We start from the raw sequence: 20,456 nt of genomic DNA, 5'->3' as shown, positions 1-20,456 counted from the left end.
CCTCTGCGCGGGCGCCTGCATCCTCCCCGGCTCTCGGACGCGCGGACGCGCGTCCTGAACTTCGGAGGACAGCTCGTGGAACGAGCGGAAAGCACAACGGAAGAACACGCGACCGGCCGCGGAGAGCGAACGCTCTTCGACCAGGCCTGGTCCGAACTGGATGACGCCCTCGCGTCGGGCGGGCCCGATGCGGCGGCGGAGGTGGCCCGTCGTCGATGGTTCGACCTCCTGGCCGGACCGGTACCGGACCGCGCCGCGGCGCTCCGGCGGCTGCCACCGGGGACGGTGAGCGAGAGACCGCTGCTCACGCTGCTGGCCGGCCACACCGACCCGAGCGCGCACCCGCACCGCACCGGCGGCCTGCGGCGGGTCGGCGACTCCGCCGCCCTGCTCGGCGACCCCGATCGCGACCTGCGCCGGATCGACCGGGCCATCCTGCTCTCCGACCAGGCGCAGGTGCACCTCGCACTCGGCCGGGCGCAGAGCGCGGTGGCCGCGGCCCGCGGGGCCGCGACCGAGCTCGAGCACCTGAGCGCGGACGATCGGAGGAACGCGGACACGGTGAGCGGCCTGCACGCGCACGTGGGCACGAGCCTGTTGTACACCGGCAACAGCGGGGAGGCGCTTGCCGCGTTCGAGCGTGGCCTGGCGCACGCGCATCCCGTCGCCTCCGGCTCGTCGCTCGGCAACGTGGTGATGCTCGCCCTGCTCCACGCGAGGAACGGCGACAGCGGAGAAGCCAGGGAGCACATCCGCACGGCTCGCGCACGTGCCCCGCAGCTGCGACACGACGACGCCATGCTGCTGAGCGTCGCGGAGGCGATCCTCGCGCTCGACGACCTCGACCAGGATGCCGCGCGGGAGCACCTCGCCGACGCGGCGGTCGATCTCCGGACCACGCCGCACTGGATGCCGTACGCCGTCACCGCCGCGACGCTCGAGCTGGTCTGCGGTCACCCCGGCCGCGGACTCGCCCACCTCGACCAGACGATCGGAGCCCGAGGTCCGGAAGGCCGGTCGGCCGCCGTGCGGGCAGCGCTCGCGACCGCTCGGGCGGTCCTCGAGCTGGGCCTCGGGCATCCCGAGTCCGCGGAGGCCGTGCTCGAACGCGACGCCGGCGAGATCGAGAAGCGCATCGGATCAGCGCGCGTGCAGCTCTTCCTCGGCCGGCACGGCGCCGCGCTGCAGCACCTGCGGCCGCTCGCGAACGCGGTGCTGTCGACGCGTCGACGTGCCGAGGCGGTCGCGCTGGAGGCGGCGGCGCTGCTGCGCTTCTCGAACGAGGACCGCGTGACGTCGGTCGTCGACCACCTCGGCGCCATCATCGAACGGAGCGGGCTGCTCCTGCCCCTCGCACTCCTTCCTGCGGCAGACCTCGCCCGCGTGACCCACGCCCTCTCCGCCCTCGGATACGGCGAGACGCTGGCGCTCGACCGGATCATCGCGCTGGTGCGCGGAAAGGGACCGGACATCCCCCTGACCCCTCGGGAGACGGCCGTGCTCGCGACACTGCTGCAGCATCCATCGCACAGTGCGATCGCGGCCCAGCTCAACGTGTCGGTGAATACCGTGAAGTCGCAGCTGCGGAGCGTCTACCGCAAGCTCGGCGTCTCCACGCGCGATGAGGCGATCGCGATCGCGCTCGACCGTCACCTGCTAGTGGAACGGGAGTGACGGTCGTGAAGCGCGACTCAGTGGCGCAGCGCGGGCTCCGCGCCGTCGCCGCGGTCTCCCGTCGGCGCCCGCATGATGCCCGCGCGGAGCACGCGGTCGCCCAGCAGCCAGGCGATCCCGGCCGCGGCGAGCTGGCTCACCACGCGGCCGAGCAGGGTGAGCAGCAGGATGGGCGCAGCGAGATCGTCCGGAGACATGACCGGCAGCGAGACCAGGAACAGCAGGACGGCCGTGACGAGCGCTCCGACTGCGTAATGCCAGGGCCGGAGCGTCCCGCGCCGGCCGAGTGCGAGCAGGGTGATGTCGAATCCCACACCCGCGACGACGAGCGGGATGAGGATGAGGGCGCCGAGCGGGGTGAAGCCGATCGCCAGCAGCCCGACCAGCGCGAAGGCGATGGTGGTCGTCCAGGGGAAGCCGACCAGCCGCCGTGCGAGGAACGGCAGGATGCTGTGCATGCCCGCCGCGAGCGCGTACGCGGGCGGGAAGAGCGCCGCGAGCAGGGCGGTCACCGGCGCCACGAGGATGAGCAGGAGCGCGCCGAGCGCGCCGAACGCCGCGATGATGAGAAGCGCACGCGTGCTCAGCCGCCGGGTCTCCCGCGGGGTCGGGCTCGTCGACATCCCACCCCTCCTTCCGAATACAGGCATTTCATCTTGCCCGGTTTCCGACAGGCCCGTGGCTCGAAACAGTTCGATCGGCGAATAAAGAAAGATGGTGGACGCGTTGCGTACATCGATGTGGCCCAGCGGCGCAGCGCGCCCGGCGAGGGGTGAATGATGGATTCGGGAGGATCAGTGGACGACGAGACGGTCGGCGCCTCGGAGTCCGAGCGCTCATCCGCCGACCGGGCGGCGCTCGACGCGCTCAAAGACGCGATCGACGCGGGCGACTGGGATGCCGCGACGGCGGCCGTCCGAACGGGATGGTTCCAGCTGTTGAGCGCGCACGGCGAGGCCACCCGCCTCCTGCTGGAGCGCATCCCCGTGTCCGAACTGCGCGTGCATCCCCTGCTCGCCATGCTGCTGGGCATCGCCTACAACGGCCTCGGATTCCACCGCGTCCGGGCGCTGCGCTACTTCGTGACCGCCGTGCGCTCCGCCCGATCGCCCCGCAATGCCGCGCTGAGTCCCGTCGACCGCGCTCTGATCCGCTCCGCAGAGGCGAGCGCGTACCGACTGATCGGACGGCCGGGCATGGCGGTCGGACCCGCGACGGCCGCGGTCGCGACCCTCGACGGTCTCAGCGACGACGACCGGCAGCAGCTCACCGAACTCCCGCGCATCTACTCGCAGGTGGGTGTCTCCCTGTACTACGCGGGCGAGATCGAGCAGGCGATGGAGACCTTCGCGAAAGGACTGGCCGCCTCCCCGACGACGGCGCCCTCCCCCGGGTTCAGCAACCTCGCCATGCTCGCGGGCATCCACGCGCTCCAGGGAGACCTCCCCGAAGCACGCGCGCACGTCGAGTACGCGAGGACCGGTCCGTGGACGGACCGGCAGCGGAAGACGTACATCGGCACCTTCTACCGTCTTGCCGAGGCGATCCTGGCGCTCGAGCGGTTGGATGCGGGCGCGGCCCGCGAGCACCTCGCCGAGATGGAGCACGACCCACGCACCATCGAGCACTGGATCGCGGTGGCACGCGTCGAAGCGCTGGCCCTGCTGGTGGATGGCAGGCCCGGCGATGCTCTTGCCGGCCTCGAGGCGTACGCGTCGATGAGGGCCGGCGAGGCCCGCTCGCCCGCAGCACGTAACGACCTCGGCCGGATGCGCGCCCTGCAGCAGCTTGCGCTCGGCAATCCCGACGCCGCCTCCGTCATCGTCGAGCGGGACACGGTCGCCGGCCCCGACCAGCACATCGCCCGGGCACGCGTGCACGTCTCGCTCGGCCGGAACGGATCGGCGCTGAGCGAGCTGCGCGCGGCGGTCCGCGGCCCCCTCACGGCGCGGCAGACCGCGGAGGCGGCCGCGCTGGAGGCCGCAGTGCTGCTCCGACTCGCCCCCACCTCCCGCACCCGCGGTGTGGTGGAGCACCTGGGCGCGGTCCTGGAACGCACCGAGCAGCGCCTGGCGCTCGCCCTGCTGCCGGCCGACGACCTCGACCGGGTCGTCTCCGCCCTCGACGGTGTCGGCTACGGCCAGGTGACGCGGGATGTGCCCCTGCGCTCACTGCTCCCGGTCGCCGAGCCGGAGCTGCTGCTCACCGACCGCGAACTCGCTGTGCTGGCGGAGCTGATGAAGACCGGATCCGTCGCGGAGATCGCCGCAGCCCTCGTGGTGTCGGCCAACACGGTCAAGTCGCAGCTGCGAAGCGTCTACCGGAAGCTCGGCGTCAACAACCGGGAGGATGCGATCGCCGTCGCGCTCACGCGCAACCTGCTCGTCGAGCGCGACTGAGGCCGGGGTGACTGGAGGGTGAGCGCAGGGTGAAATCGGTCAGCCGGTGGCGCCGGGGCACGTAGCGTTCTCTTGCACGCCCGCTTACCCATCCCGCCCCATCCCGCCCCTCCCGCCCCATCCCTCACCCGAGGAACGACATGACCATCGACGAGAGCACCCCGACTCTCCGTCGCCCCGGCCTCGACACGCAGAGCGCATCGCGGTGGCACCGCGCCCTTCCGGACGACCTCGCAGCGCTCCTGCACAACGCCCACGCCGACGAGCGGGAGGCGCTCGGACCGCAGCGGCGGGCGGCCTACCTCCTGACCCGTCAGGTGATCAGCGGCCTGCTGCGCGCCGGCTACCCGGCCCGGCTGGTCGCCACCGAGCTCGGCGTGCGCAGCGAGTCGATCCGGACCCGCGCCCAAGCGGGATGGATCCGCCTCTCCGACATCGCCGCCCTCACCGGTCTGGAGCAGGACGAACTCGCGCGGCGGTGCGTCGCGAACGACGCCGTCGTCGAGGACGGCCGGCTGTTCAGCGACGAGCTGGTGCGCATCCTGTCCGCACCCGCCACCTCCGCCGACGTCCCGGAAACCGCGGGCGGCCGGTGACCGGAAAAAACTTCGCGAATCGGCGTCATGATTCCGGACATTCGCGATCTCTTAGGTGGTGCATGACCCGAACATGCGCCAGCGGCGGCGACCCGAAACGCTGCCGCTCAGATCGACGCCGATCGAACGGTGCCGAATCCGGGAGACCCGAACCCCGCTCGACGCCGAGAGTGCCCGCGACCCGACGGGCGCTCTCGGCGTGCACACAGAAAGCCCCTGTCATGCCCGACCCGTTCGCGCCGCCGATGACCGGCGCACTGCTCGCCCTGCTCGACGACCTCCGCCCCGGCGACTGGCTCGCCCTCGCCTCGGCCAATGCGCCCATGCTCGAGAGGACGCGGTCGCTGACCGTCGACGCCTCCCTCGAGGAGGTCGCCGCCTCGGTCTTCGACATCCTCCCGATCAGCCGTGACACCCTCCGTCCGCTCGCCGGCTGGGCGGTGGAGGACGACCACCCGCGGTTCACCGACCTGGTGAGCGCCGTTCAGGGCCTGGCGAGCGACGGGTCCGGACGGCGCCAGGAGCTCTTCGCCCTGCCCGACGACGTGCTGGTCGACTGCGCCGACGGCATCTCGAGCACGATCCGCGTGCCGTGGGACGGCGCCCCCTTCCTCTTCCTGGTGTGCGTCGGCGGCGCGCGCCACGAACCCACCGACCTCCGGCGACGGCGGGCTCTCGCCGGGATCTGCTGACCGGGCGGACGAGCACAGCGTGCGCGACGACGACCAGAAGGAGTCCGTGTCCGACCGTTCGGACACGGACCTCGTCGAGTCCGCACGCACCGGCGACGACAACGCGTTCGCCGAGCTGTGGCTGCGTCACGCCGCGGCCGGCCGGACGGTCGCCCGGTCGTTCAGCACCGAAGACCCCGACGACGTCGTCGCCGAGGCCTACGCCCGCATCCTGAAGGCGGTACGCGACGGACGCGGACCGAGCGCCGGCTTCCGGCCGTACCTCTTCACCACGATCCGCAACGTCGCAGCGGCCTGGGGCGGCGCCCGCCGCGACGTTCCCATCGAGGACGCGACGACGATCGAAGACCCGGAGACGACCGAGGCGGCCAGCATGGATGCGCTGGACCGGTCGCTCACCGCCCGCGCTTTCCGCTCGCTGCCGCAGCGCTGGCAGGAGGTGCTTTGGTACAGCGAGGTCGAAGGGATGAGCCCGGCCACCGTCGCGCCCCTGCTCGGGCTGACCCCGAACGGCACGGCGGCGCTGGCGTACCGGGCGCGCGAAGGGCTGCGCCAGGCGTGGATCCAAGCGCACATCTCGGCCAGCCCCGAAGGATCCGACTGCCGCTGGACCACCGAGCGCCTCGGCGCCTACAGCCGCGGCGGACTCGGGAAACGTGAGACCGCCCGGCTGGAACGGCACCTGACCGAATGCGCCAAGTGCTCGATCGTGGCGGCGGAGGCGCAGAACGTCGGCTCACGGCTGACGCTCGTGCTGCTTCCGCTGCTGCTCGGCGTGGGCGGGGCGGCGGCGTACGCGGCCAGCCTGCAGCGCGGGGCCGCGGTGGCGGCGGGCGGTGCGGCCGGGGGCGCGGTGATCGCTGGGGGCGGTGGAGCTGGTGGCGGCAGCGCTGGCGGCGGCGGTGGCGGCGGTGCTGGTGGAGGCGGTGGCGGCGGCGCTGGCGGCCATTCCGTTGGTGCGGTGGGTGCGGCGCGTGCCGGGCGTGCGGCTCGGAGTGGGGGGCATGGAGCCGCCTTCGGCGTCGGGGCGACCATCGTCGGAGTGGCGGCGGCGGCCGGTGTGGTCGGCGCGGTCGTCCTCGGGCCGCAGCTCTTCGCATCCACTCGACAGGATGCGACCGTCGCGCAGCCATCGGATGCACCGTCGGCCGCCGCGCCCGAAGCGCCCGGTACGCCGACCGGCACCGCGCCCGAGCCGCCCGTAAGTTCACCGCCGCCGGCCGCACCGGTGGTGCCCGATCCCGGTCCGGCGCCGGACGATGCGCCGCCGGTCGTACTCCCGGCGGTGCCGTCGGCGTCGGTGCCGGCCGTCGGGCCTCCCGTCACTCCCCCCGTGAGCCCTCCGGCCGTTCCTCCGGCGGCCCCCGTCGTCGCCTCGACGTTCCCCTCGGGATTCGAGACCGCCGCGACCTCCCTCCCCCTGACTGGAAGCGGCGAACCGGGCGCCACCATCGCGGTCACCGGGTCGCCCCTGGCCTCCGGGGCCCGGCTCGCCGCCTCCCCGGCCGGGTCTCCCTCCGTCGTCCTGGGCGGCGCGACGGTCGCGCCCGACGGCTCGTGGACCCTCGACGCCGACCTGAGCGGACTCGCAGACGGCACCTGGGACCTCTCCGTCACGCAGACCCGGAGCGGCCTGACGTCGGCGCCGGCGTCCGTGCGGATCGGCGTCGACCGGACGGCGCTTCCCCCGGTCATCGTCAGCGCGGACACGGGCACCGGAGACCTCGCCGACCGGCTCGCGCCCATCCTCACCGGAACGGCGGAGCCCGGCGCGACGATCGTGGTGTCCGACCACGGCACGGCTGTCGCGACCGTCACGGCGGACGCCGAGGGCTCATGGATGTCTCCCGAGCTGATCGCAATCTCTCCCGACTACAGCTTGACGGCGCGGCAGACGGACGTGCTCGGCAACGTCTCGGCCGAGTCCGCGCCGCTCGCCGGGTCGGCGATCGTGCCGACCGTCACCGCCCTGGGGTCACCCGGTACCGTCGCGATCACCGCGCACGGCATCCCCGGTTCGACGGTGCAGGTCTGGGCCGACGGCGAGTCGACGCCCTACACGCTCACCCTCGACGCGGCGGGCGACGCGTCCCAGATCTACAGCTGGACCGCGGGCGACCACCGCATCGGCGCCGTGTACCTCTCCGGCGCGCGTCACGGCGTCCTCAGCGACGTGCCGGTCACCCTCCCCTGACGCGCGTTCCGGCCGCCAATAACGGAGGCGTCCCGCCGCCGAACCCCCGAAACCTCCTCCGTTTCGCGCGTGCGCGCGGCGCGCCGCCCATCGCATCCTCCCTTTCCGACCGCACCGGAAACGGAGGAATTCCACACCGCCACACCGCCTGCCCACACGAAACGGAGGACGTCCCGCCCGACCGCCCCACGATCTCCTCCGTTCGCCGGGGGACGCGGCGCGTCGGCGCCCGCACCCTCCGTTCCTGACGGCAACGGAAAGGGGGGCGATACGCGGCGACGCGCCGACAGAACGCGCGAAACGGAGGACATCCCGCCCGACCGCCCCACGATCCGCCTCCGTTCCCGGTATGGACGCGGCGCGTCGACCGCCGCATCCTCCCTTCGTGACGGCGAAGAAACGGAGGGGATACGTACCGCCACGCCGGCGGGCCACACGAAACGGAGGACGTCCCGCCCGACCGCACCACGATCCGCCTCCGTTCCCGGCATGGACGCGTCGCGCCGACCGCCGCATCCTCCCTTCGTGACGGCGAAGAAACGGAGGGGATACGAACCGCCACGCCGGCGGGCCACACGAAACGGAGGACATCCCGCCGGACCGCCCCCACGATCCGCCTCCGTTCCCGGCAGGGACGCGGCGCGGCGGCGGCCGCATCCTCCGTTCCTGACGGCAACGGAAAGGGAGGGGATACGTACCGCCACGCCGGCGGCCGACACGAAACGGAGGACATCCCGCCCGACCACCCCGCGATCGCCTCCGTTCCCGGCAGGGAGGCGGCGCGGCGGCGGCCGCATCCTCCCTTCGTGACTGGAACAGAAGGGAGGGGATACGCGGCGACGCGCGGGCGGGACGCGCGAAACGGAGGACGTCCCGCCCGATCGCTCCGTGATCGCCTCCGCTCCTACACGCGCGCGGCAGCAGCGTCGTCCGTTCGTGGTTAGGACAGGCTGCGCGGAACGGAGGGGGATGCGGCCCGGCCGCTCCGCATCGCCTCCGGGGACGCGCTGCGGTGGACCGGGCCGGGAAAACCCGGCCCACCGCGACCGCACGAGCGGCACCGCGAGGCGGCGGGCCGAATTCGCCGCGCTCACGGGCCCTGTCGAGCGACCCCGCTTAAGAGAGTGCCGACGGGCCGGATCATGACGCCGGTTCGGAAAATAAGTGCGGCGGGGAGGTTCCCGTCCTCCCCGCCGCGCGACGGAGAGGGCTTACCCAGCCTCTCCCTCGGCCGGTCGCTGACCAGACCGGGTCTGGTTCATCGCTTCCGGAGTCTCGGCCGGCGGCGCAGCAGGAGCAGGCCGGCGCCGGCGATGAGCGCGGCCAGCGCGGTCATCGCCCAGGCCAGCGATCCCAGCAGGTCGCTTCCGGTGCTCGCCAGCCCGTGGACGGGCGGATCGGTCACCGTCGCGCAGGCCGTCGCGCCGTCACCGCACCGCTCGTCGCCGGTGGACGGATCCCACGGGCCGTTCGGCGTCTCGACGCTGGCGCGGTTGGTGGTGTCCTGCGGCGCGATGAGCTTCGCGGCCAGCGTGATGGTGGCCTTTTCGCCGGCTGCGATGCCCGGGATCACCCAGTGCAGCTCGCCGTCGGTCGCCTTCGCCGCCGCGGGCTGGGCGCCGAGCACCTGGATGCCGCTGGGGAGGTGGTCGGTCACGGCCACATCCTTCGCGTCGATCTGTCCGTCGTTGGTGACGGTGATCGTGTAGACGATCGTGTCACCGACGGCTGCCGTCGCCCGGTCGGCCGTCTTCGCGATCCGCAAGTGCCCGACGTCGAAGCGGTTGGTCACGGTGACCGTCGCCGCGGCGCCCGCCGCGATCGTCACCGTGCCGTCGGCCGGGTCCATCGTGGTGGCGGTCGCCAGCCCGGCGTCCGTCTCCTCGATGGCGCACGATGCGCCGGCGATCAGGCCGTCGACTGTGGCGGAGTAGCCGTTGGCCTTCGACAGGACCACGGTGCCGTCTGCGCCGAGGTCGATCGGGGTGACCACCCCATCCACCTCGTACGTGCAGGTGACCTGCATGGTGAAGGGGCCCGCTCCGAACGAGGCGACGCCGTCGCCGATCCGCTTCTTGTCGATGACGAGGGATCCGGTGTCGAACGTGTTCGTGATCGTCACCTCGGCCGGTGCCCCCGCCGGGACGGTGACGCCGCTGCTCGGTGCGATGGACACGGCGGTCGCCCCGCCCGTCGCGGTCTCGGTCACGTCGCAGTGCGCGCGCTGGATGAGGCCGGTCACCGTGGCCGTGTAGCCGTTCGCGTCGTCGAGGGTGACGAGGCCGGCGTTCGGCAGCGGGATGGTGAGCGTCTGGCCGTCCTTCTGCCAGGTGCAGACGAGCTGCGCCGTGAACGGACCGGCACCGTAGCGGGCCACGCCGTCACCGACGCGCTGCTTCACGATCGTCACGCTGCCCGCCGAGAACGTGTTGGTCACGCTCACGGTGACCGTCGGCACGGAGCCGTCGGTCGCACCCGGGATGGTGACGGTCGGCGTGTTCACGGTGCTTCCGGTCGCTCCGCCGTCGGTCGTCTCCACCACCGAGCACTCGGTGCCCGCCGGGTAGACGCCCGGGACGGTCAGGGTCTGGCCGCCCACGATGGTGAGGTCGCCGTCGAACAGGGTCTGGTCTCCGGCGTAGACGCAGGTGACGTGGACGGTGAACGGGCCGTCGCCGTACCCCGCCGCCGCATCGCCGTCGACGATCTTGGCGATCGCGAGGGCGCCTGCCGCGTAGTGGTTGGTGATGTCCGCGGTCGTGGCCTGCGGCCCGGTGCCGAGCACCACCGTCGCCTGCGTGCCGTCGGTCGCCGGTGCTCCGTCGACCGAGATCGCGACGTGGTTCGGCGAGGCCGCCGCACCATCCGCATCCGTCTCCGTCACGACGCAGCTGGAGCGCGCCGGGAGACCGCTGATCGTGTGCGACCCGCCGTCCTGGAGCGTGAAGGCTGCGTCACCGGCGGCGAGCGGGATGCTCTGGCCGAGCGGGGCCGTGCAGACCACGCTCACGCCGAACGGCCCGAAGGCGCCGGCCGTCGCCGCGGTGTCCACGTGCTTCGTCACGGTCAGGTCGGTCGTCCCGTAGTCGTTGACGATGGAGACCTTCTGGTCATCCGGCACGGGAGCCGAGGCGTCCGCCGCCGCGATGGTGACCGAGCCGGGCGTGACCGTCCGGCTCGCCTCACCGTAGGAGCCATCGGCGCCGTGCTCCACGACCGCGCACTGGGCACCGGTCGGGATGCCGTCGATCCGCGCGGTGTACTGGTTCGCCGCGCTGAGCGTCACCGTCGCGTTCGCCGCGAGACCGACGGCGACGCCGCCGATCGTGCAGCTGACATCCGTCTGGAAGCTGGTCGGCGCGTACTGCGCCGCCGGTCCCGTGACGGTCTTGGTGATCTGCAGCGGACCGCCGGTGAGGATGACGCCCGCCTTGATCGGCTCCTGCGGGCCGGCCGGCTGCGAGCCCGACACGTATGTCGGGTAGAAGCCGAACGAGTTCCAGGCGCGGACAGCGGTGACCGGGGCGCTCACCGGAGCGCGGTGGTCGCCGGCCGCGGTGGTCGGCACGTTCGTGCTCGTGTAGGTGACCTTCACGGCGGCGCCGGCCGCGAGGGTGCCGGATGCGGTGCCGCTGAAGTCGAAGACCATCTTGACGCCGGTCACATCCGCCGCCTGGACGGTCGAGCCGATCTCGCTCGACGGGACCCACGCGCCGGCGGGGCAGGAGGACCCCGGGGTGATGTCGGCGGCACACGGCTTTGCAGCGGTCGTGACGTACCAGGTCATCACCGCACCCGCGGCGTCACCGGTCGGCTGGAAGGTCAGGTCGCCGAGGAACTTCGGCGAGTAGACGGAGCCGCGAGGCGACGAGTCGACCACGCCGGTGTCGCCCGGGTAGGGGAAGACGTCGACCGCGGTCAGCGTCTTGGCCGCGACGTTTCCGCCGTTGACCATCTCGAGCTTCCAGTCGTCGGTCGCGCCGATCGCGCTGACCGCGGCACACGGGTACCGGTAGTAGCCGTCCGCGTCGGCGGTGCAGGGCAGGGCCGGGTTGACGACGTTCTGCGCCTGTCCGGTGGACGACTTGACGCCCTTGGATGCGGTGAAGGATCCCTGCGACAGCGTCGTCACGACGTTGCTGGTCGAGCAGGTGTTGCCCGCGAAGGTCACGGCGCGCCCGTTGCCCGGGTTGAGGGCGGTGCAGTTCGCGCCGGTGAGCTGGCGGTCGGTGGACACCCCGAAGGTGTTCACCGCCGTCTTCGCCGGGGCGAGTCCCGGCTTGATCTGCAGGCCGATGGTGATGCTGTAGGTCTCTCCGGGCGCGAGCTGCGAACCGGCCGGCCAGGTGAACCGGATGGTGCCGGTCGCGGCGTCGTAGGTGCGGGTGATCACCGCGCCGTCGACGGGCAGCGTTCCGCCGGTGGAGGTGCTGAACGTCGGAACGTTGGTCGGCACGTAGAGCAAGGAACCGTCCGCCGGCAGGGTGTCCGTCACGACGGGGTTGGCCAGGCTGCCGGTTCCGCTGTTCTTGAACCGCAGGGTCCAGTTCACCTCGCGTCCGGAGGCCGCCTGACCCGGGCTGGTCTTCTCGACCTGGAGCTTCGCAGTGCCCGGGTCGACGGTGAAGGTGGCGCTGGCGTTCGCCTGGGTGGCGTGCACGTCGTTGTAGGACGCGTCGGCGGTGACCGTGTCGGAGATGGTGCCTGCGGCCGTCTCGCCCGGCATGGGCTGCGCGACAACCGTCGAGGTCACCGGGCCGCTGCCGTCACGCAGGGTCGTGCGGAGCGACACGTTCAGCCGGACGTCGTCCTTGTCCTCCGAAGCGGAGAAGGCGGCGCCGTCTGCACGCGTGTAGGTGTATCGCAGGCCGGTCACGTCCGCGGCGGCGACGCCGGCGGGGAGGGCCGCCGAACCGATCGCGGTCGGCGTTCCCGACTGCCACTGGGCGTTCGCGCCCTGACCCGTGCGCGCATCCACCTGGACCCGGTCGGCGCCGGTCGGCGTGTTGGGCAGCGTGAACGACTTCAGGGTGAAGGCGTTCCAGAAGCTGTCGTCCGCATCCTCGATGACGAGGACCTTGGGCGACAGGGTCCCGGTCGACCGGGCACGCAGGTTGACCTGGATGGGGTCGACCGGGTTGGCCTGCAGGGTGCTCGTCGGGTTGAAGGTCTTGCCGGTGGTGACCTGGAGGTTGCCGTTCTGCAGCGTCACCATGACGCCCTGCTCATCGGCGGCCTGCACGGCCGGGTAGACGTCGTCGTGGAGGGTGGCGTGCGCGTTGTTGAGGATCGTGCTGGGCACGGGAGCCGTTCCGCCGGTTCGGGTCGTCTTGCGCAGCTGTGCCGTCAGCGTCAGGCCGACCTTCTGCTGCGGGGCGATCGTGCCGCCGGTGCCGTCGGCGCCCTGGGCGTTGGTGCCGCGCAGGAGCGCGCTGACCGCGACGACGTCGCTGAGGTCGGCCGGCGTCAGGGCCATGGCCTGCGCGAGCGTCACCGTCTGGGTCGTGGTGCTGCCGTCCGCCGCCAGGTGGAGCAGGGACACGCTGCTGGCGCTCGTCTGGACGCCCGGCGCCTGGCTGAGGTCGACCACGATCTTCGTCAGGTTCAGCTGCTCGAACGGGTTGGCCGCGGCGTCGTAGGGCGCGAACACGCACGGGTCGGACGTTGTGGCGTTCACGCACTCCGTCGGGTCGGAGAGGCGCAGCTGCCAGGTCTTGCTCGTGGACGTGTTCGTGGCCGTCGTCGCATACGTGGTGCTCGGGTAGGCGGACGCCGGAACGTCGGGCTGCGGGATGACGAGCGTCTGCGGGGAGGCGGTCTTCGTCACCTTCGTCGTGAACGTCGGGTCGATGATCGTGACGTGGTCGTTCGCGTCACGGCTGACCGGGTCGCCGTCGAACGGCTGCGCGCCGACGCGCACCGTGTTGTCCACCGCCCCCGGCGAACCGCCGAGGTTGTAGGTGCGGGTGCCGGTCACCCAGTCGGTGGCCGTGCCGCCCCGGACGGTGTTGCGGATGGCGAGGTCGAGGTGCACGGTCCGGCCGTTCGGCTGGGCGCTCGCGCTGACGCTGGCGACGCCGCTCCCGACAGCGGGGGCCGTCGGGTCACCCGTCGACTGGATGCGCGCGGCGCGGTTCGGGCTCTCGATCACTGTCAGGCGCACGCCCTGGGTGCTCGCGCGCTGGGATGCGGTGAGCGTGTAGCCCGGGAAGATGCCGTCACAGGCGTTGGCCGTCGGGCAGGCGGCGGACGTGATGTCGTTCCACTGCGTCCCGTCGAACAGCTCGACCTTGGAGACCTTGTCCCAGCGGATCTGCGGGTCGAGGGTCGCGCCCGCGGTGGACGTCGGCGTGATCGCGTCGATGCGGACCAGGTCGAACGCCTGGAAGACGCTGCCGCCGATGGGGCTCGGCACGGCCGGGTCCTGGATGGTCATCGACTGCATCCCGCTGACCTGGCTGCCCCAGCCGAGCGTCACGCCGGTGGTGGTGCCGGACTGCGCCTGGACGACCTTGGTGCCGTCCCAGCTCTTCGCGGCGAGCAGCGGGCCGGGGCCGCCCTGTGTCGCCTGCACGCCGACGGTGTCGCAGTCGACGGCGGGCTGGCTGGTGATGCCGGAGCCGGCGACCGTGCCGGACGCCTGGCTGACCGCGCAGTTCTGGTACGGCGTGACGGTCGGGTAGGTGCCCGGGTTGGTCGGGCCGCTGCCGTCGCGCAGCTCGCCGCGCGCAGTGAAGGTGATCGCCGGCTTGACGTTCGTCGCCTGACCGAAGCCGTCGGCGTCGGCGAAGGTGAAGCGCAGGCCGCGGACGTCGGAGTGCGTCGTCCCGTTCGGCAGCACGCTGTCGAGAGTCGCCGAGTAGGTCTTGGCTGCGGCCGTCGCGTCGACGACGGTCAACGTGTTCCAGGTCGTGCCGTCGGTGGTGTACTCGATGGTCAGCTTCGAGCCGGACGGCACGCTGGTCGGGGCGATCGCGGTCGCGTCGAAGGCGTTCCAGTAGGGAGCGCTCGCGGTGTCCTGCGGCTCGGTGATCCCGATGGTGTCGGGCCGGACGGAGCTGGTTCCGGTCGGCGTCTGCGCCGACAGCTGGACGAGGCTCGTCCCGCCCGGGATGACCGTGCTGGGCGTGATGGTCTTGTCGAGGGTGAGCTTGACCTCGGGGAAGTACACGTCGAGGTTGGCGTTCGCGGTGTCGGTCGCGGTCCCGGCGGGGTTGGCGCCCTCGACCGTCGCGGTGTTCGGGTAGGTGACGAAACCGGAGCCGGCGGGTCCCGCATCCGTCGTCGTGTTGACGGTGAAGGGGATGCCGGCGGTGGCGCCCGGGGCGATCGAACCGGTGTAGACGATCTGGAAGCCGGTCAGGTACTGCCCGCCGCTGAGCGTCGGTGCGCCGGGCAGACCGGAGGCCTGGTCGACGGTGGAATCGGCAGGGGCGGTTCCCGAGTTGACGAACCAGTGGATGGTGGCGCCGGTCGCCCCCTGCGGCCACGCGGCGGCAGAGGTGAAGCCTCCGAAGGTCACCTTGTTCGTGAAGAAGGTGCCGGATCCCGGCTCGGTCACCGTCAGGCTGGTGAGCGGTCCGGTCGAGGTGTTCTTGGCGGTGACGGTGGCCACGGACGAGTCGCCCGCGGGGATCTGCGGGTCGACGAACGACTTGTCGGCCGAGACCGAGACGGTGAGCGGGGCGACGATCTGCTGGGCGGACGCGAGGGGCGCCTGTCCGTCTCCACTCGGCGTGCTGACGGTCGCGCCGACCTGGTTGGTGCGCGTTCCGCCGGCCACCAGGCTCGCGCCTCCGGTGCGGCCGGTCGCGCGCTGGACCAGGCTGAGGGCGACCGATCCGGCGGTGCCGCCGGCGTCGATGGTGTCGCCGGTGCTCGACGAGAACACGAAGCGGAGACCCGTGACGTCACCCGGCTGCACGCCGGACGACAGCTGCGGGGTCGCGCCGACCGGTCCATCGACCGGGCCTCCCGCGGTGAGCGCGATGACCTGGACCTGGTCGGCTCCCGCGGGGAAGGTCACGGCGCCGAAGCCCGCGAGGTCGTAGAACTCGAAGGTGTTGCCTGCGGCGGACGGATCGGCCGGCTCGGCGACCGTCAGGCTGGTGGCGGGGATGTTGGAGGTGTTCGCGACGGTCAGAGCGACCTGGGAGGTCTCGCCCGGGTTGTACTGCGTCGAGCTGGGCGTCCAGGTCTTCGACACGGACGCGGTGATCACATCCGGGACGTGCACGGTCACCGGCACGGAGCCGCTGACGGTCGACGCGTTCGTCGCCGTGAAGGTCGCGTTGTTGGTCAGCTGCGTGCCGTCGAGGGACTTGTCCACGTTCTGCGGCATGGTGACCTGGATCTGCACCGACCCGGTCGTGCCCGCGGCGAGACCCGTGCTCGCCGGGACGGTGTTCGGGACGCTGTCGGCGAAGGCGACCGTGACAGTGTTTCCGCTGACCGTCGTGGTGGCGCTGCCCGCTCCGACGACGGTCGGCTTGCCCACGATCTGCAGCGGCGCCGGGACGGGGTCGGTCAGTACCGCGTTGACGCATCCCGTCGTCGTGGACGAGCAGCCGTAGTTGAGCGTGTAGAGGAAGCTCTGACCGGGGGTGACCTCGGTGACGTTCGCCGTCTTGGAGAGGTTGAGCACGCCGGAGCCCAGGTCGTCGGCGTTGGCCGCGGGAGCTCCGACGGCCACCGCGCCGATCAGGGCGAGCACTATGCCCGCGGCCACACTGGCAGGAGCGCGGAGCGTACGGCGGCGGGCGTGGGCGCCGCGGGCAGGCAGGAACAACGAACGGAGTCGGGTAAGCAAGACGTGGTCCTTCGGGCAGAACAGTCGGGAGATCGCGAAGGTGCGGGAACACGCGACGCGTCGGGTACTGCCGGAGTCTTTCGGAATCGGGGACGCAGCTGAGCGTTTTTCACCCCGGCTTCACCCTGCTGGAGGGCCGTATTCCCCTGTACTGGGGGCAGAACCATCGGGTCAGCGGGTCAGCGCAGGACGAGCACCGCCGCGGTGAGCACCCACAGGGCGATCACGAACACCGTGTCCCGCACGCGCCACTGGGGTGGGATACGTTCGGTGCGGCGCGGATGGGCACCGAACGCGCGGGACTCCATGGTGAGCGCGACCCGGTCGGCGTGACGGATGCTGGAGGCGAGCAGCGGCACCACCATCGCGGAGGCCCGGCGCACGGCGGCGATCGGTCCGCGGCCGGGCGCGACGCCGCGCACTCGCATCGCGCGACGGATCGCAGCGAGCTCGGAAGCGAAGAGCGGCACGAACCGGTAGGCCGCGACCGCGGTGTACGCGAACCGGTACGGGATACACAGCTGCGCGGTCAGGGCGCGGGCGAGGTCGGGGCCGCTCGTCGTGAGGCCGCCGACGAGCGCCAACGCGAGGATCGCGGCGATTCGCAGCGCGGTCGTCAGGCCGACGATCAGCGCGCCGACCGTGAATTCGTACGAGCCGACCGCGACGAGCACGGTCGGGTCCGCCGACCTGCCCGGTTCGGCCCACAGGCCGAAGCCGATCGCCGTCAGGAGCACGCCGGCCGGCAGCCCGAGCAGGAGCAGCACGAGCGCCCGGCGCGAGAGCCGGGCGCCGACCAGCAGGAGGACGACCGCCGTGAGGAGGAGGACCAGCGGCACGACCGCGTCCCGGGTGACGAGCAGCCCGATCCACGCGGGGACGACCGCGGCGACCTTCGCGAGCGGATTCAGGCGCGCGAGGAAGCCGGGTGGGCGTTCCGCGAGGCGCGGTGCGCTGGCTGTCGCGGTCATCGGGCGGCGGGAAGGTCGGCGAGCCGGGTGAGGCCACGCAGGGGTTCGGGAACGGTGGGGTCCGCGAGGGCGCGCGCCAGGACGGGCTGACGGAGTCCGTGCGATTCGAGCAGCGCAGGGTCGCCGAGGATGCGGGCCGTCTCGCCCACGACGGGCAGCCGGCCGCCCGCGACGATCGCCACGTGCGAGGCGTACTCGCCGATCAGCCCGAGGTCGTGCGTCACAGCAATCACGGTGGTGCCGCTGCGGTTGAGCTCGGCGAGGAGGTCGAGCAGCTCGGTCGCGCGGGCGCGGTCCTGGCCGAAGGTCGGCTCGTCGAGCACGAGCACCGGCGCTCCCTCGATGAGCGCCGTGCCCACCGACAGGCGGCGCTTCTGCCCGCCGGAGAGGAGGAAGGGATGCGCCGAACGGCGGTCGGCGAGCCCCAGGACCGCGAGCATCGCATCCACTCGGTCTTCGATCTCTGCCGTGGGCAGGCGTCGCTGCCGCAGCCCGAACGCCAGCTCGTCCTCGACACTGTGGGTGACGAACTGGTGCTCGGGGTTCTGGAAGACGAACCCGACGGTCTCGCGCAGTGCCCGGACGGACGCCCGCGCCGGGTCGAGCCCGAGAACGTCGATGGTGGAGCGCGGGGCGCGCGCGACCCCGGCGATCGCCTGCACGAGCGTGGTCTTGCCCGCGCCGTTCGGCCCGACGACCGCGAGGAACTCCCCGCGCCCGAGGCGCAGCGACACATCCTCCAGCACGGTCCGCCGCCCGCGCCGCACCGTCAGCCCCGCGACGCGAACCGCCGTCGCCCGCTCATCGCCCTCCTGCTCCTCGCCCTCGGGCGCCTCCGCCCGCCGTCGAGTACGCACAAATTGCACACGATCCGGCGCGTCAGCGTGCAAAGTTTGCGTACTCGACGGTGGGGGGACGGGGGCTGGGGAGAGGGCTCGAGTGAGGTCGGAGGCCGTGAGGGGCAGCGGGTCGAGGGGGATGCCGGCCGCGCGCAGTCGGAGGGCCGCGATCGTCGCGGTGGGCAGCCAGACGCCGAGTTCGTTCAGCTCCTCGGCGCGGTCGCGGATCAGCTCCCGCGCCGGACCGTACGCGAACGGACGGCCCGCCGCGTCGAGCACGAGGACGGTGTCGGCGATCGGGAGCGCCAGGTCCAGATCGTGCTCGATCAGCACCACCGACCGCGTCGACCCTGCGCCCGTCAGGCGTCCGAGCAGACGGTAGACCTCCTCGGCACCCGCGGGGTCGAGGTTGGAGGTCGGCTCGTCGAGCACGAGCAGCGGGGCGTCGAGCGCCAGCGCGCAGGCGATCGCCAGCCGCTGGCGCCCTCCGCCGGAGAGCGTGTCGGGGTCGTCGTCGCGGCGCTCCCACAGGCCGACGGCCCGCAGCGCCGACTCAGCCCGGGCTTCGACCTCGGCGACCGGGAGCAGACGGTTCTCCGGTCCGAAGCACACCTCGTCCAGCACCGTGCGCGCGACGAGCTGCGCATCCGGGTCCTGGAACACCATGCCGGTGTGCTCGCTCAGCTCGGCGACCGTCGCATCCCGCGTGAGCACGCCGCCGACCCGGACGTTCCCCTCGACGTCGGCCGGGACGGCGTGCGGCACGAGTCCGTTGAGGGTCAGCGCGAAGGTCGACTTGCCGCATCCACTCGGCCCGAGGACGAGCAGCACCTCCCCCGGCGCGACGGTGACGTCGATGCCGTCAGGGGTCCAGGCGGCGGCTCCGTCGTGCCGCACCCGGACGCCGCGGGTTTCGGCAGCGAGCACGGGGGTGGATGCGGGGGCGCCGGATGCGGACGGAACAGCGTCCACGGACCTCCGATCGCCCACGGACACCCCTCCTCTCGCCGACCCGCTCCACGCTACGGCACGGGTGGGGACGGCGCGAAGAGTCGGCGACGGAGGAGCGACGAGTCGCATCCCGAACTCATCTCCTCCGTTTCCCGCAGCACGGCGGCGCGTCGGCCGGGATCTCCTCCGTTTCCGCCACCGGCGGAAAGGGAGGAGTTGGCGCGCGGCGCGCCGGAGAACAGCGGGAAACGGAGGCGGCGGGGAGCGGATGCGGCCGGATCGCCTCCGTTTCCGCAGCCGCGGGCAGGCGGCGGGGCGGCGGGCGCTACGCCCGCGCCTCCTGCACGTCGCGGGTCTTCAGCGTCCAGTACGTGGTGACGGGATGCGTCCCCAGCACGATCTTGCCGCGCGAGTGCAGGTTCTGGAGATCGTCGTAGGCGTACTTGATGTCGGAGAGGGGATAGAACCCCGAGATCAGCAGGGTGAACGCACGCTCCTCCGCCAACTGCGCGAGCCGGCCCAACTGCGCGGTGCCGTGCGCGACGGTCTCCGGGTCGTCCTGCAGCAGCCGCAGTTCGGTGTCGCGGCGGTCCTCGCTCGACCGGTATCGCGACGGCGGAACGCCGAGCGACTCCGCGAGGGCGCGTCCGTCCTGCCCGAAGTTGTCGATCAGGGCGGTGACTCCGCCGGGCGCCTCGGCGCGGATGCGCTCCTCGATGGCTTCGCCGTACCGCACCGGCCGGATGCCGAGCTGACGCAGGTAGTCGAAGTTGCGGTCACCGCACGTTCCGATGACCCGGGCTCCGCGATGCTTGGCCAGCTGCGCCTCGATGCTGCCGACGCCGCCGGCCGCCGCCGACACGACGACGGTGTCGTCCGGTCCGATCCGGAGGTCGTCGAGGGTGTCGAGTGCGGTCACGCCCGCGAGGTACAGACCGCCGGCCACCTCCCACGGCACGTGCGGCGGCTTCGCCACCAGAGCGCCGACCGGGACGACGATGTGCTCCGCGTGCGCGCCCGTCCGGACGTGCCCGATGACCGCCGCGCCCTTCCGGAATCGCCCGCCGAGGTCGCCGGTCACGACGATCCCGGCGAAGTCGCTGCCCGAGCCGCGCGGGAACGGCTCGTCCGCCCACGCCTCCTCACGACCGGTGCGGATGAACCCCTCGATGTGGTTGATGCCCGTCGCGATCACCTCGACGAGCACCTCGTCCGCGCTCGGATTCGGCAGCGGCCGGCTCCGCTTCTCGAGGACGTCCACATCCCCGTTGCCGTCGTACTCGAAGACCACCGTCTCCCCGGGCTTCTTCGCCATGGGATGCTCCTTCTGC

10 protein-coding genes are annotated in these 20,456 nt (G+C 72.3%); 5 read left to right on the top strand and 5 right to left on the bottom strand.

Annotated features, from left to right (window positions below):
- Nucleotides 1–75: 75 nt before the first annotated feature.
- A complete protein-coding gene (locus H284_RS0112180; RefSeq protein ID WP_020076455.1) occupies nt 76–1,674 on the top strand; it encodes a helix-turn-helix domain-containing protein in 1,599 nt (532 codons plus the stop codon).
- Between the two features lie 17 nt (nt 1,675–1,691).
- On the opposite strand, the gene H284_RS0112175 is transcribed toward H284_RS0112180, so the two are convergent.
- Nucleotides 1,692–2,297, bottom strand: a complete 606-nt coding sequence (locus H284_RS0112175; protein ID WP_020076454.1) for a hypothetical protein — start codon at nt 2,295–2,297, stop codon at nt 1,692–1,694.
- A gap of 174 nt (nt 2,298–2,471) precedes the next feature.
- Between H284_RS0112175 and H284_RS0112170 the strand changes: the two genes are divergently transcribed.
- The 4 genes from H284_RS0112170 (at nt 2,472) to H284_RS20530 (ending at nt 7,555) form a co-directional block, all read left to right on the top strand.
- Complete coding sequence (locus H284_RS0112170) at nt 2,472–4,073, top strand: response regulator transcription factor (protein ID WP_020076453.1); 1,602 nt, start codon at nt 2,472–2,474, stop codon at nt 4,071–4,073.
- Nucleotides 4,074–4,213: 140 nt separating this feature from the next.
- A complete protein-coding gene (locus H284_RS0112165; RefSeq protein WP_020076452.1) occupies nt 4,214–4,669 on the top strand; it encodes a hypothetical protein in 456 nt (151 codons plus the stop codon).
- Nucleotides 4,670–4,890: 221 nt separating this feature from the next.
- The gene (locus H284_RS0112160; RefSeq protein ID WP_020076451.1) at nt 4,891–5,361 is read left to right on the top strand and encodes a hypothetical protein; all 471 of its coding nucleotides are present in this window, start codon (nt 4,891–4,893) and stop codon (nt 5,359–5,361) included.
- A gap of 19 nt (nt 5,362–5,380) precedes the next feature.
- On the top strand, nt 5,381–7,555 hold the full coding sequence (locus H284_RS20530; RefSeq protein ID WP_020076450.1) for a sigma-70 family RNA polymerase sigma factor: 2,175 nt from the start codon (nt 5,381–5,383) through the stop codon (nt 7,553–7,555).
- A 1,258-nt stretch (nt 7,556–8,813) separates the two neighbouring features.
- Here H284_RS20530 and H284_RS0112150 read toward each other — a convergent pair.
- From H284_RS0112150 to H284_RS0112135, 4 genes are all read right to left on the bottom strand, one after another.
- The gene (locus H284_RS0112150; RefSeq protein WP_231371202.1) at nt 8,814–16,364 is read right to left on the bottom strand and encodes a DUF5979 domain-containing protein; all 7,551 of its coding nucleotides are present in this window, start codon (nt 16,362–16,364) and stop codon (nt 8,814–8,816) included.
- Between the two features lie 179 nt (nt 16,365–16,543).
- Entirely contained in the window at nt 16,544–17,335 is a 792-nt protein-coding gene (locus tag H284_RS0112145) for an energy-coupling factor transporter transmembrane component T (protein ID WP_020076448.1), read from the bottom strand.
- The gene (locus H284_RS0112140) at nt 17,332–19,146 is read right to left on the bottom strand and encodes an ABC transporter ATP-binding protein (protein ID WP_020076447.1); all 1,815 of its coding nucleotides are present in this window, start codon (nt 19,144–19,146) and stop codon (nt 17,332–17,334) included. The genes H284_RS0112145 and H284_RS0112140 overlap by 4 nt, the downstream gene beginning before the upstream one ends.
- Nucleotides 19,147–19,450: 304 nt before the next feature.
- The gene (locus H284_RS0112135; RefSeq protein WP_020076446.1) at nt 19,451–20,440 is read right to left on the bottom strand and encodes an NADP-dependent oxidoreductase; all 990 of its coding nucleotides are present in this window, start codon (nt 20,438–20,440) and stop codon (nt 19,451–19,453) included.
- Nucleotides 20,441–20,456: the final 16 nt, after the last annotated feature.

Origin of the sequence: Cryocola sp. 340MFSha3.1 (assembly GCF_000383315.1) — a bacterium.
In the GTDB taxonomy this organism is placed as follows: Bacteria; Actinomycetota; Actinomycetes; order Actinomycetales; family Microbacteriaceae; genus Leifsonia.
This window is presented reverse-complemented; position numbering and strand designations above follow the sequence as displayed.